This is a genomic window from Algoriphagus sp. AGSA1 (genome assembly GCF_021390545.1).
Lineage (GTDB): Bacteria > Bacteroidota > Bacteroidia > Cytophagales > Cyclobacteriaceae > Algoriphagus.
On the sequence record NZ_JAJUWR010000026.1, the window covers coordinates 62,837 to 77,664 of the forward strand.

The following is a 14,828-nucleotide window of genomic DNA, read 5'->3' on the forward strand; positions in this document are numbered from 1 at the left end:
ATGTGTTTAAATGTATGTAAAGTTATATTTGTAATCTTCTAAAAATGACCGTCGAAGGATTTTGAACAATAAAATTCTAACAGGGAAGAAATGGTCTGAAAAAAATACATAAAGTAGGTTTGGATATATTAAAAAATAGTAATACTACCAAAAAAAGTGAGTTGATACTAATCACTACTTCAAAAAACGGAAGTGTGGATTACGGACTTCCTTGGCTTTATAGCAAAGCTATATTGGGAGGAAAATTATTTCAATTTTCATTTTGTAAACGTGTTATATCAGAGAATTCTTCCCGGAGTTTAATGCTTAATCTTTCATATAACTCAAAATACTTCATATAGATAGGATTGTTTTGCCTGAAAGGCTCGAATGTGGTCGCCATCTTCACAGATTTGGCGGCATTATCCAAAGAGTCATAAATCCCTAGATCAGTGGCACTGAGTAAAAATGCCCCTTGCGCAATACTGTCCGGATTCACACCTATGCTTACAGGTTTATTGAAAATATCAGCAAGTAGCTGTGTGCAAAAGGGGATGGAAGCAAAGCTCCCGTTTGCGGTCAGGGCATTGATCGTTCTATGGTCTTCGAGTGTCTTGCCAATACTGTAAATCTCATAGAGTATGCCTTCGACAGTTGCGCGTATAAAATGCCGTTTCTCATGTTTGATATTGATCCCAAAATACGTCCCTCTCGCATTTGCATTCCAAATGGGAGCCCGTTCCCCTAAGAGGTAGGGCAAAAACAAAAGACCGTCTGAACCTGGACGGGAATCCATCGCTTGGTGAACAAGTCGCTGCATGACGTTCTCCATATCATAAAGGTCTTTAAAATCTCCAAATTGTTTGGCAAACCATTCAAAAGCCACTCCTCCGTTATTTGTTGGGCCTCCGGAGATATAATGTTTATCAGTCAATAGGTAATTGAAAAGCCGTTGCCTGCTGTCTTCCAGGACAGTCTCGCTCACAACCCGTACGGCTCCACTATCTTCAATTGTGATGGTAGCCTTGTCTCTTTCCCATGCGCCTCCGCCTAATGTGGCAAGACAGCCATCGCTTGATCCAACAATTATTTTCACACCATTTGGCAGACCCAGAGATTTTTGATATTCCTTCCGTATGGTACTTAGGGAATGGAATACCGGCACTAGGTCTGGTAGGCGATCAGAAGTTATACCTGCATAATCAAGGGCTGTATCTTCCCATTTTCGGGTATGAATATTCAGGAGCCCAGTAGCAGATGCTAAACTGTAATCAAGAAAATATTCTTTTGTCAGCTGTTGGATTATGTAGGTTTTGATAGTGATGAATTTGGAGGCTTTTCTGAATCGCTCCTGGTCTTGACCCTGGAGCCATGCGATTTTAATCAGGGGCGACATGGGGTGTATGGGCGTACCGGTGGAATTATATATTGTGCTGCCTATCGCAGAGTTTTTGAGATCTTCAGCCTCTTTTCTTCCCCGGTTATCCGCCCAGGTGATTGCGTTTCCCAAGGGGGCGCCATGTCTATCGATTGGTAGAACACTGTGCATGGAAGCACTAAAACAAATTGATATAATATGGTAATTCAAAGGGTGGATTTTCTCATTTAGTAAGTTTTTCATCACATATAGCATGGTGATAAACATTTGGTCAGGGTCTTGCTCGCTGTAGTCCGGTTCTACATGGAAAGTAGGATATGAGCCCTTGGATGAACCAATTACATTTCCAGCCAGGTCAAATGCCATTATCCGAACGGCATTTGTTCCTATTTCTATGGTGATAATACATTCCATGTTTTCTATTATTTTAATTCTTGGGAGAATTTTGTTTTCTGAATTCATTTGGCGTATGCCCGGTAAGCCTTTTAAAAGTCGTAGAGAAATGTTGTGACGAGTAAAAACCAGTTTCCAAGGCAATGTCGGTAATATTTGCTTCTTGAAGCTTTAAAAGTTTGATAGCTTCAGCGATTCTGATATTGATTAAATAGTGCAGGGGTGGGAAGCCTGTATATGATTTTACCTTTTCTGTAAATGTGGTAGATCCCATACCGACCATAGCGGCCATTTCTTCCACAGTCCACTTATGGGAAAGGTTTTTCCTCAGGCTCTTTTCCAAGTTGGTGAATATCTGGGGAAAGTCCCTTCTCGATCCGGCCTGTCTGGTCAGCAACCTACTGATGAGAATCAGCATCGAATCCAATAAGTGGTTTACTCTTGTGACGTATCCCAACTCCTGCCCGCTGATTTCATTTCGTATTTCTTGAAAGTAGGGAATGATTTCAGAGGTGCTTATGACCGGGGATTTATTTATGGCCAGGATTTTCCACATGATATTCCTTTCATTTTTCGATAATCTACTCCATTTACCGAAATCAATTTTGCTACCCAGTTCGGTTTTCTTCAATTTCAGGTGTAGCCAATAAAATGCCCCGATTCCTATATATCCTTTTAAGCCTCCAATCTCTTGGCCGGGCAATATAATAGCGGCATCACCTGGATATAGAAGCTCGTGTTTGGAATTGATTACCCATTCAAATTTCCCATCCACTATCAAATATATCCGTAAATCCTGTACTCGACTTAAGGCGAATGAGCTTAGCTTTATCGAATTGTTTATTTTAAAACCAATTTCCTTTATTTGGGGAAATTGTTGTAATTCCTTTGAGCTATTTGCTGAATATATAAAAGGGCTATGGGGCATATTGAAGCTTGCTGGACTAACATCAATTTCATTTGGATAAAAACAATGAAATGGGATTTCACTTTTAAGATTAAATACTATAGATCAAGTATCCCTGACTAGTGATTGTCATTCGGCTTTATCCTCTTTAGTTGAAATTGTTTCTTGGTGGTTATTTTACATATTATATATAATTTAGTGAATAAGTCTAGTGGATACAAGTTCTTCTTGGAATAATATATTGTCATAAAAAAAAGATGGCAGAACCTTCTACCACCTTTTCTAGTCTTGTAACCCAATCTATTTTACTGCTTTTTCTATTTAACAGTGTGTTTATCAAAGACTCAATATATAACGAACCATGTCTTTGGCATCTTCTTCGCTAAGGGACGCATGTGGGGGCATAGCTGTTTCTCCCCATACCCCTGCGCCTCCTTTGATCACTTTATTTGCGAGCATGTTCACATTTTCTTCATTGTTTGCATATTCAGCCGCTATATCAAGAAAGGCAGGGCCGATTACCAATCTGTCCATCATGTGGCAGGATAGGCAATCAGAATTTGCCATCTTTTCTTCGCCTGTAAGCTTTTTGCTAGCCTGTCCGTCAACTGCTTCTTCTTTTACTTCAGTTTCCGCACTGTCTTGGGCTGGTTCTGTTTCTGCTGGAGGTGTTACCACAGTAGGAGGAGGCGAGACAGTAGTTTCTTTTTCCACAGATTTTTCAGCATTTTTTTCCTCACTCCCGCAGGCGAACAAAAGCACAGCAAGTATAATGGTCGCCGACTTCAATAAGATTTTAATTTTCATTTTGCTTAGCGTATTAATATCCAAGTGGTAAATTCCATAAAGACTATTCCAATTGGAGAATTAATAAGATTTTTTTACAAATTTTTAGAGAAGGGAATGGGATTAGTACCCAAACCCTTCTTATTGGATGGTGATTAACTTATAGTGAATTCCGGTAATGGTATGATTTTTCCACCTTCCATAGCCGACTCATGAGCCAAAATCCCCACACAGGTAATATTGGCGGATTGTTTGGCATCAGGGTAAGGGGCACGCTCCTCTGTAAGGGCGTTTAGGAATTCATTTACCAGGTGCGGATGGGAACCTCCATGTCCAGAACCTTGAATAAAGGACAGATGCTGGTTATCATCCCCGTCATATACTCCGGCTGTGGTGAACGAAGCTATTTCTTCTGGTAGCAGGTGCGCATAGTCCGGTATCTTTACCCTTTCCGGAGTTTCCCCGGTGTGGATTACAGAATCTTCATGCTCTATCAGCGTCCATTCAAAGGATTTCTTTGAACCATAGACATCGAAGCTCTCTCTGTATTGTCTGGCCGTATTGAAGAGTGACCGGGTCACCTCTGCTGCCAAGTCAGAATCTTTAAATTTGATATGGCAGGTTTCTATGGCAAAGGGAGAACCGTATTTTGGAATCAGATTCTCATCAATTCTACCCGATCCGAGGCAGGATACATACTCAGCCTGTGCCTTTGGCAGAGCGAGCACTGGTCCTACACAGTGTGTGGCGTAATGCATGGGAGGGAGGCCTTCCCAATACCCTGGCCATCCTGCCATTTCCTGCTGGTGCGATGCTCGTAGAAACTGGATTTTGCCCAGCTCACCTTTCTCGTACATCTCCTTGACGAATAGGAATTCACGGCTATAGATCACTGTTTCCATCATCATATAGGTCAGGCCTGTACGCTGAACTTCTTCTACGATTTTTTTACAATCTTCCACCGATGTGGCCATAGGTACAGTGCAGGCAACATGTTTCCCTGCCCGTAGGGCTTTTAGCGATTGCTCAGCATGATTCTGTATGGGGGTATTGATATGTACCGCGTCTACCTCCGGGTCTTTTAGTAACTCATCGTAGTCTGTATATACTTTTTCTATGCCAAAGGCTTTGCCGATCTCCTCAGCCTTTTCCTTATTTCGCTGGCAAATCGCATACATGTTTGCCAATTTGTGCTTCTGGTAAATCGGAATAAACTCAGCTCCAAATCCAAGCCCTATGATGGCTATGTTGATTGGTCTTTTACTCATGGTTTTCTATGTTGATAGGTTTAAAAAGGTTATTTCTTTTTACTTAATCGCTTCAGACTTCAGTCTATTTTGGATATAAGATTCCTCTGCGGCCCATTTCTTAAGGAACTCCAACCCTTCTTTGGCAAAGCCATCCTGAGAAGGCACCAGTGGCTTCCAGATACAAACTGCGCCTGCCAATTCTTTTACCTCTGGAGTAAAGCTTTCAATGGATATTACGCCTTTATAATTGATAGCTTCAAGGCCTCTCTTGTATGCGTCCCAGCGGGTTTGTCCAGTGCCAGGAGTGCCACGGTAGTTCTCTGATACCTGAAAATGGATCAACTTATCTCCTGCACGTCGGATAGCAGCTTCTACATCGGGTTCTTCTATATTCATATGAAACCCATCCAATATCACCTTTGCTTCCGGCTCATTGATATCCGCAATGAGTCTCATCAGTTCCTCACAGGTATTGATCAGGTCTGTCTCAAATCTGTTCAAGGTCTCCAATGCGATATCCAGACCTGATTTTCTTGCATTTGCACAGACTATTCTCAAGTTGTTTACTGCACGGTCCCATTCGACTTTCTTTTGTTCCGGGGAGACCAGGCGGGCTTTGCCCACTGCCGAATACATTGGCCCAGCGACGAATTTTGCACCCAGACCAGCTGCTATATCAAAGCAAGCGTCTAGGTAATCAAAACTGGTTTGGTGGAAGCTGGGATCTTCGTTGGTCAGATCCCTGCTTGTGCCAAATGCCCCGCAGATCACAGCTTCAAGGCCGTTGTCATTTAGTGCTTGTTTAACTTCATTAATATTGATCAGCGAGGGATCTTCCACCGGGATCTCCACGACATCATAACCGTACTCTTTTATTTTGGATAGTAATGGCAGCGTTTCTTTTGAAAACGGGGATGTCCAAAGCCAGGTGCTTACCCCAAATTTTACATCTAACGCCATATTATATTACTTTCATTATTCCATTCATAGATATCCAGTGGTTTGGAAGCGTGCATACAAAAGGATAGTTGCCCTTTTCTGATGGCACGGTCAAGATGATTGATTCCTCTGAATTAGGGAATACCAAATTTGTTGCTGCCAGGACTTCCGGGATCTCAGGTATAAAGCTTTTGTCCATTCCTGTCAAGTCCTGGGCCATTTTCTTGGCTTCTTCACTGATTTTAGCAAATGACCCTATCGCTCCTATGATCAGGTTATGCTGTACGAAATCCGGATTTTTGAAATCCACCACCAGTTTACTGCCTGCCTGTACTACAAACGTGGACTTGTCAAATCGCATTTCGTGAGGAATCGCAGTTAGTGTAACTTGTCCGTTTTTTACCACTTCTGTTTTTTCAGCTGTAGCTACAGCTTCATTTTCCTCCCCTGTGGCAGGTTTTTTTAGGTCCAGACTGGAATCATTTCCTATTCTACCGGAGAATCTCCAGTTTCCTTCGTAGTCTCCAACTTTATTGCCGGAATCAAACTGACCTATCCGCACATTCTCCGGAGATAACGAAGAGGTGAAAAGCCCTTTGGTTTTTCCATTGGCCACTTCTTTATCATCTATTTTAAGGCTCATTTTTCCACCTTCCAATAGAGTCGCTGTTACCTGGAATTTCTCTGACGGAAGGTTTTTGCGGGAGCTGATGATCTTCACATCCCCTTCCTGCGCTACAGCAAAGTGCAAAGCATCCTTGTACACATACAGGCTATAGCCATTTACATTGTTTCCCTGTGCTACCATGACTCCATCAAGGGCATCTCTTCCCGGAGTCACTTCCATTTGGATAGTGATTTCCTTACCGGTAGGATCAGGAGGGAAAAGGAGTGCGTTTCTTGTATTTAATGAATACAGTTCAGACACCAGGCTCTTGGATATTCTATCCGCGATTCCCATATCCGCATTTGTTGCTTCCGGTAAAGGCCTGCCTTCAAAAGCTGAGGGGTGAGTTAAAGCAGCGGCAAAAATCGCCTGTGGCAGGTACTCATCTTCGGCATTATCAGCATCTCCGGATATAGCCAGTAGTTTTTTGGAAACTTCATCAGAAGCAGGCATTTCAGAAACTGCCAGGATCGCAAATTTTTTAACCTGAAGACTTGGGTCTTCCAATAGATTTGCTGCCATAATTGCATCCAGTGCTGCCTGGTTTTTAGGAATTACACGGGCTGCGTTTTTCCGCACTGCCGCAGAAGGGTGTTTTAAAGCTTTTTCCACTACTTCCTGCGCTTTGGTGTTGTTTCCTTCCAGTTCGCCCAGGCCTTTCAAAGTCCATAAGGCGTTGATGGCTGGCCCGTTGATACCTGCGCCATCTACTTCCTGGGAATTAATCAGCTCGTACAAGTCATTTACCACTTCCTTGTTCTGGCTTTCTACGATCAGACGCTGTGCGGTAAGTCTCCAGAATAAGTTATCGCTTTTCAGCGCGTCTATTAATTTTCCATTGGAGGCGTCTTTTAGATCAAAATTCTTGGAAGATTCCCTGCCTTTGTAGGTCAATCGGTATATTCTACCATGCTGACTGTCACGCAATGGATTGATATAGGCATTGCCTTCACCATTATCGAAGCCTCTAGGGGTAGGGTTGTGCTGTATGATGAAATTATACCAATCAGCCACCCAAAGTGAACCATCAGGGCCTACTTCTGCATGAACCGGGCTGAACCATTCGTCGGAACTCTGAAGGATATTAAAGGCATTCTTTTCGGTAAATCCTGATCCTGATTCTAGCAAGAGGTTATTGTGAAGCACACGTCCGGTAGGTTCCGCCACAAATCCGATTCTGTTCCAGTATTCCTTAGGGAAATTGCGGGCAGTGTAAATATTATGTCCTGCTGCGGCAGTGTAGCTTCCATGCCAATCCACCTGGCGTAGGAATGGGGTGATATGAGGCATGTCAAAATGAGTGTCTATCCCTGTAGCAGTGTTTGGAGTGCCCTTATAAATAGTTCTTTTCACGTATTTATTATCCATGGCCAGGTACACGGAGTGCTGTCCATTGGCAGTGGATATAAACGTTTCGAAATCCTCAGAAAATCCTAGTCCCCAAGTGTTGTTGCTGGTTCGTCCCAGAAACTCCATGTTTTCTCCTGCCGGCTCAAAACGATAAACACCTTGGCTGAAGTTATGTTGCTTACCGCTTACTGTACTGTTAAAGCCAGAATAACCCAATACTCCCCAAATTTTGTTGTCAAAACCGTATTTCAGGTTAGATGGTCCTGCGTGCGTATCAAATGTGCCCCAGCCAGTCATGATGGTTTCGCGCACATCAGCTACATCATCCCCGTCCGTGTCTTTTAGGAAAACAAAATCCGGGGCCATAGATATCAGCATACCCCCATTGACCGCTACAATCGAAGTTGGGATATTGAGCCCATCCGCAAAGACGGTTACTTTGTCTGCTTTACCATCCCCATCTGTGTCTTCTAGAATTTTAATTTTATCATTACCACCTTCTTTGCGTACTTCATTTGGGTAATCGGTGGTTTCTATCACGAATAATCTGCCTCTTTCATCCCATGTAAATGCAATAGGATTAATAATCATAGGTTCAGATGCGAACAATTCTAATTCAAAGCCCACCGGGTTCTGGATAAGCTTCATCGACTCTTCAGGCGAAAGTGGGAGCTGATATTTTGGTGCAGGATCCCTTCTTTCATAATTAGGGATATCCGCATCTTCAAATGTTGGAGTAGGGATGTTGTAAGCTGCCAATTGCTTATTGACTTTTTCGCCAACAGCCCAAAGGATACCGTTTGCTACCAGTTGCTGGAAATCATTCTTCTCCCAGGTCTTTTCATTGTGTCCATATGCGGTATAGAATACCCTTCCTTTTCCTTCTTCTCTAGTCCAGGTATATGGTTCGCTTCCGTTTTCATCTACACGTTCCATCAACACATGCATGTCAGGATTGAGTTGGCTGTGAACATAGGTTTCATCCCAGGTTTCAAATTCGTTTATTCCTTGCATGATCGGGGAATCCTTGTCCACGATGGTCGCGGTGAAGTCTCCGGTGCCATGGGATTTGAATTGTCCCCCTACAGCAGATACAAACCACTCGGAGTTGCGGAAGCAAAACGAGGCTGAATGGAGCGCAATAAGCGCTTTGCCTCCTTGAATGTAAGATTTTAAGGCTTCCTCTTGTTCCGGCGTGATCTCATCGTGATTGGCATAGATCATTATACCATCGTAATTATTCAACTTGGTTGAATTTAAATCATTAGGATCAGAAGTATAGGTGAGGTTGATCCCCTTTTGAAAGAGGGGAGTGGGCAAATACATCATTAATTTTTCCGAATTATGATGCTCACTGTCATGACCCAGTACCAATATTTCTATTCTTCGGGGATCTGAGGATGAGAGGAATGTCTTGTTGTTTCCCGTGCATGCCGTTAGCACGGTTATCACCAGTAAGAGCAGTATTCCACTTACTCTTCGGGTTATTCGTTGGGTTTTTGAGAACATAAATAGGGTTATAATTTTTGATCAATTAAAAGTCCAAATAAAATCGTTGCTTTTCTTCCTGTTTTAGCTTGAAATGTGACTGAATTTTGATAAATCATAGTGGTTTATCACTGTTTTTTTCAAACAACTCAGATAAAAATGGCCGTGAGGTGAATAAAAGGGTCTAAAAAAATGCGTCAGTACTATAAGTTGGGTGCTCCTAAATCTTCGGTGAAAAGTATGAATGTTGTGAGATATGGCAATGTGTTTGAGCAATCCTTTACTCTAAGCCAGAATCAGGCTATTAGAATAATCAAATAGGTACCAAGAGGAACCACTAACGAGGCAGGTTATTCTGTCTCTGTTGAAGAAATATAAGAGGCCGAATGATAAAATTTCTGAATTGATAAAGGCCGGGTGGCTGATTGGTTTGAAAAAGGGCTTGTATGTTCCGGGACCAAAAAGTAAACTGAGGTTGCCTGAATCCCTACTGATTGCAAATCACTTGTGGGGGCCAAGTTATGTCTCCATGGAATCAGCCCTTTCTTATTGGGGATTTATACCTGAACGAGTCTTTGAAACCACTTCAATAACAATTAGATCTTCAAAGATATTCAAGACAAAACTTGGCAGATTCAGCTATAAGCACACTTCGTCGTTGCCTTATTATTCTTTTGGTATCAGAACGGTTGATATTACCCCAAAGCAGGCAGTGATGATTGCTTCACCTGAAAAGGCGATTTGTGACAAAATTGCTATGACAAGCGGGCTGAATTTGAGAAGCATCAAACAGGTAATGGAGTTTTTAACAGAAGACATGAGAATTGACGAAGACTTAATCCGAGGTTTGAACCTAGATGTGATATATACCTGGATTTCGGATGCTCCAAAGCAAAATAGTTTACAGATACTCATCAAAACAATCCGAAATTTATGATAAAGGAGTGGCTAGCCGAATATCATCCCAAATCACAGGATGAGGCATTTTCCGCCTTACGTGAAATCATGCAGGAGGTGGTTTTGGCAGGACTACAGCGTGCAGGTTTTTTTGAGAAAGCCGCATTTTATGGAGAAACGGCTTTACGGATTTTTTATGGACTGGAAAGATTTTCCGTAGATCTTGACTTTTCACTGTTGGATATTGATCCTGATTTTTCACTGGATAGTTACTTTGAAGCAATCATTACGGAATTTGACGCACTTGGGATGAAGGTCACGATTGCTGAAAAGAAAAAGCAGAAAGAGTCAAGTATAGATTCAGCCTTTCTCAAAGCTGCAACTGTGTGGAAAGAGTTGGTATTGGAAGGTATCATTCCCCAATCAGGTGTTAAATTGATGCCAAGTATAAAGATTAAATTGGAAGTTGATAGACTACCTCCTTTAGGTTTTGAAACCGAGGAAAAATTATTATTGCGCCCATTTTCTTTCTATGTCAAATGTTTTACACCTCCGAGTTTATTTGCAGGTAAAATGCATGCATTGCTTTTTAGAAAGTGGCAAAAAAGAGTGAAGGGGAGGGATTGGTATGATCTGGAATGGTATATCAAAAAGGGGGTTCCTTTAGATCTTGCCCATTTTCTACTTAGAGCTTTAGATACAGGTGATTGGCAGGAAAAATCAATTACCAAAGAGCAGGTTTTAGAACTAATAAGAGCTAAAATACAAAGCGTGGACTTTAATAGTATTAAGGGGGATGTGATACGATTTATCCAAGATGATTCGTCAATATTGATATGGAGTCCGCAATACTTTTTAGATCTCATAGAAAGTTTGAAATTCAAGGAGACATAAGTTGATCTTTTTACCTTAAAGTAATTTCAACCGATTTAGCTAAAATGGTCCCTATGGTTTTAACCTCACCTTACTCTCCAACTTCGGATGATACGAAGGCCGATACTCCACATTCTTATAAAAACAAAAGGCTTAAACATCTGTCTAAGCCTTTAAGTGCGCTCGGAAGGATTCGAACCCTCAACCCTCAGAGCCGAAATCTGATATTCTATCCAGTTGAACTACGAGCGCATAAGGCAACGAAGTGCTGTCTTCGTTACCGTTAAGAATTTATGATTCCAATACAGCCTGAACTTTTTCGGCTGCTTCTTTCAAAGTTATAGCAGAAGATACCTTCAATCCTGATTCATCTATGATTTTGGCGCCTTCTACAGCATTGGTTCCCTGTAATCTTACAATGATAGGAACTCTGATGTCTCCGATGGATTTGTACGCTTCTACCACACCGCTTGCTATTCTGTCGCATCTTACGATACCTCCGAAAACATTGATCAAGATAGCTTTCACATTGGGATCCTGAAGAATGATTCTGAAGCCTGCTTCTACAGTAGTCGCATTTGCCCCTCCTCCTACGTCAAGAAAGTTAGCCGGTTCACCACCTACCAGTTTGATCATGTCCATGGTGGCCATAGCAAGACCGGCCCCGTTCACCATACAACCCACGTTTCCGTCAAGTTTCACATAGTTCAATCCTGATTCACCTGCTTCTACCTCCAATGGATCTTCCTCAGCCACATCCCTCAACGCTGCCAGATCTTTATGTCTGTATAGGGCATTGTCATCCAGGTTTACCTTAGCATCTACAGCCAGGATCTTGTCGTCAGATGTCTTCAACACTGGGTTGATTTCAAACTGGGAAGAGTCAGTGCCTTCGTAAGCTTTGTAAAGGGCAGTGATGAATTTCACCATTTCCTTGAAAGCTGTACCTGAAAGACCTAATCCAAATGCTACTTTTCTGGCTTGGAAAGGCTGAAGACCAACTTTAGGGTCTATCCATTCTTTCATGATCTTCTCAGGGGTTTTTTCCGCGACTTCCTCGATGTCCATACCACCTTCGGTAGAGGCCATGATCACGTTGCTTCCTGTAGCTCTGTCCAATAGGATAGACAGGTAATATTCTTTTGGCTCAGAATCCCCTGGATAATATACATCCTCAGCGATCAAAACCTTATTGACAACTTTTCCCTCTGGACCAGTCTGATGGGTAACCAATGTGCCACCTAGGATATTTTTAGCCTTTTCGGCCACATCTTCCAATTTTTTTGCAAGAACTACACCGTTAGAACCGGTTTCGTTCACTTTACCTTTTCCACGGCCACCTGCGTGGATCTGGGCTTTGATCACATACCAGCTAGTACCGGTTTGCTCGTTTAACTTAACGGCTGCTTCATGAGCTGCTTCAGGTGTGTCGGCGACTATACCTTCCTGAATGCGGACTCCGTAACCCTTTAATACTTCTTTAGCCTGATATTCGTGAATATTCATTCTCTGGAAATTTTTGCCCGAAGTTAAGGCGTAAGACTCGATAAATCAAACCGACCTTTTTCCTTTTTCCGTAAAAAAAGCCGTTAATTTCCCGTTGAGATAGGCATTTGTTCTATTTTTGGGTGATTAAAAAACGATAGCATGCTGAAAGCCAACGGAATCCATAAATCTTATGGAAGCCTTAAAGTATTAAAGGGAGTGGATCTGGAAATTTCAACTTCTGAGATTGTTTCTATAGTAGGTTCTTCCGGAGCGGGTAAAAGTACGCTACTTCATATTCTTGGAACCTTGGACCGGCCTGATTTGGGGTCTTTGGAGATGGACGGCAAGAAGCTTCTGGAACTAAAAGGAGAAGAAATGGCCAGGTTCAGGAATGAAAGAATTGGGTTTATTTTTCAATTTCATAACCTTTTGCCCGAGTTTACCGCGCAGGAAAACATTATGATTCCCGGATTGATCCGCAAGACTTCCCCTGATAAATTGAAAATGAAGTCTGGTGAATTGGCTGAATTGCTTGGTATTTCACATCGCCTGGATCATAAACCTTCCACACTTTCGGGAGGAGAGCAGCAGCGGGTAGCGGTTGCCAGGGCATTGATCAATAGCCCTGCGGTGGTTTTTGCCGATGAACCCAGCGGTAACTTGGACACCCATAACGCAAAGGGACTTCACGAGTTGTTTTTCACCCTGCGAAAGGAGCTTGGGCAGGCTTTTGTCATCGTCACCCACAATGAGGAACTCGCTACCATGGCGGACAGGAAAGTGGAGATGCAGGATGGGGTGATTCTCTGAAGACCGAAGTTTGAAGACAGGAGAAGAAGGTAGTCTGACCTTACGAAGTGCAAGGGAGTGGGAAATAAAGCAGTTGCCCAGCCCTAAAAAGGACGATGATTTTTTATTAAGAAACACTTTGCAGTTAAAAAATGTACTACAGATTGTGCCTTAGCTCAGCTGTTACTTTCAGTACACCCTCACTTCCGCAGATTCTTCAGCATACTTTGGATATGCCCTTTGGACTCAAACATATCCGAAAATACTGCTGCTACCTTATGGTCTTTATCTATCAGATAGGTGATCCGCTTGGGCATTTTGATTAATGGGATAAGTGCATCATACGACTTACAAACCTTCCCGGTAGGATCAGAAAGCAGATCAAAGGGAAGCTTATGTTCCTTTTTGAAGCGTTCGTGGGTTTCTATACCATCTTTGCTGATCCCCAATACAGGAATATCCAAATCACGGAAAGCTTCAAACTGGTCCCTGAATTCGCAGGCCTCGGACGTGCAGCCTTTGGTGAAGTCTTTGGGGTAAAAATAAAGAATGAAGGCCTTACCCTTCAGGTCTGAGGAGGAATCAATGGTTTTTGCTCCTGTGGATTTGAGATTAAATGCCGGTGCTGTACTTCCTGTTTTTAGTGCCATAGGTACTAAAACCATTGTAGTATCCAATGGTTCGCATGGTGAAGATAATTTGTCAATTATTTTTGAACTATTGCGAGTATAATTTCCTTAAAATTCATCACGCTGAATAATTGCAATTTTGAAGATCAACAGTGTCCAGTCCATGCTTTTGGCTGGGATATTTTTCGCCTTGATGAATGTGTCCGTAAAGTACATTCCGCATATTCCCGCCATAGAAATTATCGTTTTCAGGTCTGTTTTTTCTTTGATTTTCAGTTATTTGGTGCTGAAAAAGCAAAAAGTAAACGTCTTCGGGAATAACAAAAAATGGCTCGTTATCCGCGGGATAGTGGGCTCGATCGGATTGATCTCTTTCTTCTATACACTGCAGAATATACCGCTTGCGAGTGCGGTCACCATCCAGTATTTGTCCCCTGTTTTCACCACCATTTTCGGGGTTTTTCTACTTAGGGAAAAAGTGAAACCTATTCAGTTTTTGTTTTTTGCCATTTCCTTTGCCGGTGTAGTGGTCATCCAGGGCGTGGATGCGAGAATAGATACCTTCTGGGCAATTGTAGGAATTCTGTCGGCAATATTCTCTGGCCTGGCCTATAATGTCATCCGTAAACTGAAGAATACCGAGCACCCTTTGGTCATAATCTTCTATTTCCCTTTGGTAACACTGCCTTTTGCCCTTATCGTTTCAGCCTTTGGATGGGTTCATCCGCAAGGATGGGATTGGGCCATCTTGCTTTTTATAGGCATTTGCACCCAAACAGCGCAGTATTTCCTGACCATAGCTTACCAGAATGCAAATGTGTCCAAAGTGGCAAGTCTGACTTATATAGGGATTGTCTATGCCTTGTTGTTCGGTTTTTTCTTCTTCGAAGAGACTTTCAGTGCCATGGCTTACTTGGGAATGGGCTTGGTCTTGATCGGGATTTTATTGAATATGCGGGTGAAGCAAGTATCTTAAATGAATTGGACAGGAATCTAAAGCAGGTTATTTTTGAAT

12 protein-coding genes and 1 tRNA gene are annotated in these 14,828 nt (G+C 42.4%); 4 read left to right on the top strand and 9 right to left on the bottom strand.

Translation table 11 applies throughout. The annotated features are described in order from the left end of the window. Window positions 1-250: 250 nt before the first annotated feature. The 6 genes from LZF95_RS19090 to LZF95_RS19115 form a co-directional block, all read right to left on the bottom strand. Window positions 251-1,771, bottom strand: a complete 1,521-nt coding sequence (locus LZF95_RS19090) for a gluconokinase (RefSeq protein ID WP_233756629.1) — start codon at window positions 1,769-1,771, stop codon at window positions 251-253. Between the two features lie 13 nt (window positions 1,772-1,784). Further along, window positions 1,785-2,525: an AraC family transcriptional regulator gene (locus LZF95_RS27695; RefSeq protein WP_233756630.1), complete on the bottom strand. Its 741-nt coding sequence runs from the start codon at window positions 2,523-2,525 to the stop codon at window positions 1,785-1,787. Window positions 2,526-2,993: 468 nt separating this feature from the next. Beyond that, entirely contained in the window at window positions 2,994-3,464 is a 471-nt protein-coding gene (locus LZF95_RS19100) for a c-type cytochrome (RefSeq protein WP_233756631.1), read from the bottom strand. Between the two features lie 134 nt (window positions 3,465-3,598). Further along, window positions 3,599-4,711, bottom strand: coding sequence for a Gfo/Idh/MocA family oxidoreductase (locus LZF95_RS19105; protein WP_233756632.1), 1,113 nt, complete (start codon window positions 4,709-4,711; stop codon window positions 3,599-3,601). 39 nt (window positions 4,712-4,750) lie between these two features. Further along, window positions 4,751-5,653, bottom strand: a complete 903-nt coding sequence (locus LZF95_RS19110; RefSeq protein ID WP_233756633.1) for a sugar phosphate isomerase/epimerase — start codon at window positions 5,651-5,653, stop codon at window positions 4,751-4,753. Window position 5,654: 1 nt separating this feature from the next. Next, window positions 5,655-9,158 (bottom strand): PVC-type heme-binding CxxCH protein, encoded by a 3,504-nt coding sequence (locus LZF95_RS19115; RefSeq protein WP_233756634.1) that lies wholly within the window; start codon window positions 9,156-9,158, stop codon window positions 5,655-5,657. A gap of 508 nt (window positions 9,159-9,666) precedes the next feature. On the opposite strand from LZF95_RS19115, the gene LZF95_RS19120 reads away from it, so the two are divergent. Further along, window positions 9,667-10,074 carry a hypothetical protein gene (locus LZF95_RS19120; protein WP_233756635.1) on the top strand — a complete coding sequence of 136 codons (408 nt, stop codon included), beginning with the start codon at window positions 9,667-9,669 and terminating at the stop codon, window positions 10,072-10,074. Then, window positions 10,071-10,928 carry a nucleotidyl transferase AbiEii/AbiGii toxin family protein gene (locus LZF95_RS19125; protein WP_233756636.1) on the top strand — a complete coding sequence of 286 codons (858 nt, stop codon included), beginning with the start codon at window positions 10,071-10,073 and terminating at the stop codon, window positions 10,926-10,928. The genes LZF95_RS19120 and LZF95_RS19125 overlap by 4 nt, the downstream gene beginning before the upstream one ends. Window positions 10,929-11,085: 157 nt before the next feature. Here LZF95_RS19125 and LZF95_RS19130 read toward each other — a convergent pair. Both LZF95_RS19130 and sucC read right to left on the bottom strand, forming a co-directional pair. Then, window positions 11,086-11,159, bottom strand: a tRNA-Arg gene (locus LZF95_RS19130). A gap of 39 nt (window positions 11,160-11,198) precedes the next feature. Next, window positions 11,199-12,413, bottom strand: coding sequence for an ADP-forming succinate--CoA ligase subunit beta (gene sucC / locus LZF95_RS19135; protein ID WP_233756637.1), 1,215 nt, complete (start codon window positions 12,411-12,413; stop codon window positions 11,199-11,201). A gap of 141 nt (window positions 12,414-12,554) precedes the next feature. Between sucC and LZF95_RS19140 the strand changes: the two genes are divergently transcribed. Then, entirely contained in the window at window positions 12,555-13,205 is a 651-nt protein-coding gene (locus LZF95_RS19140; protein ID WP_233756638.1) for an ABC transporter ATP-binding protein, read from the top strand. Window positions 13,206-13,384: 179 nt separating this feature from the next. Here the strand turns inward: LZF95_RS19140 and LZF95_RS19145 are convergent, their stop codons facing one another. Beyond that, entirely contained in the window at window positions 13,385-13,834 is a 450-nt protein-coding gene (locus LZF95_RS19145; RefSeq protein WP_233756639.1) for a peroxiredoxin, read from the bottom strand. A 142-nt stretch (window positions 13,835-13,976) separates the two neighbouring features. Here LZF95_RS19145 and LZF95_RS19150 point away from each other — a divergent pair, with 142 nt between their 5' ends. Further along, window positions 13,977-14,789, top strand: a complete 813-nt coding sequence (locus LZF95_RS19150) for a DMT family transporter (RefSeq protein WP_233756654.1) — start codon at window positions 13,977-13,979, stop codon at window positions 14,787-14,789. Window positions 14,790-14,828 lie beyond the last annotated feature (39 nt).

Coding starts and splice junctions, on each gene's coding strand:
- LZF95_RS19105 (WP_233756632.1), bottom strand. CDS start 4,711: ATGAGTAAAAGACCAATCAACATAGCCATCATAGGGCTTGGATTTGGA.
- sucC (WP_233756637.1), bottom strand. CDS start 12,413: ATGAATATTCACGAATATCAGGCTAAAGAAGTATTAAAGGGTTACGGA.
- LZF95_RS19090 (WP_233756629.1), bottom strand. CDS start 1,771: ATGGAATGTATTATCACCATAGAAATAGGAACAAATGCCGTTCGGATA.
- LZF95_RS19150 (WP_233756654.1), top strand. CDS start 13,977: ATGCTTTTGGCTGGGATATTTTTCGCCTTGATGAATGTGTCCGTAAAG.
- LZF95_RS19100 (WP_233756631.1), bottom strand. CDS start 3,464: ATGAAAATTAAAATCTTATTGAAGTCGGCGACCATTATACTTGCTGTG.
- LZF95_RS19115 (WP_233756634.1), bottom strand. CDS start 9,158: ATGTTCTCAAAAACCCAACGAATAACCCGAAGAGTAAGTGGAATACTG.
- LZF95_RS19140 (WP_233756638.1), top strand. CDS start 12,555: ATGCTGAAAGCCAACGGAATCCATAAATCTTATGGAAGCCTTAAAGTA.
- LZF95_RS19125 (WP_233756636.1), top strand. CDS start 10,071: ATGATAAAGGAGTGGCTAGCCGAATATCATCCCAAATCACAGGATGAG.
- LZF95_RS19145 (WP_233756639.1), bottom strand. CDS start 13,834: ATGGCACTAAAAACAGGAAGTACAGCACCGGCATTTAATCTCAAATCC.
- LZF95_RS19120 (WP_233756635.1), top strand. CDS start 9,667: ATGGAATCAGCCCTTTCTTATTGGGGATTTATACCTGAACGAGTCTTT.
- LZF95_RS19110 (WP_233756633.1), bottom strand. CDS start 5,653: ATGGCGTTAGATGTAAAATTTGGGGTAAGCACCTGGCTTTGGACATCC.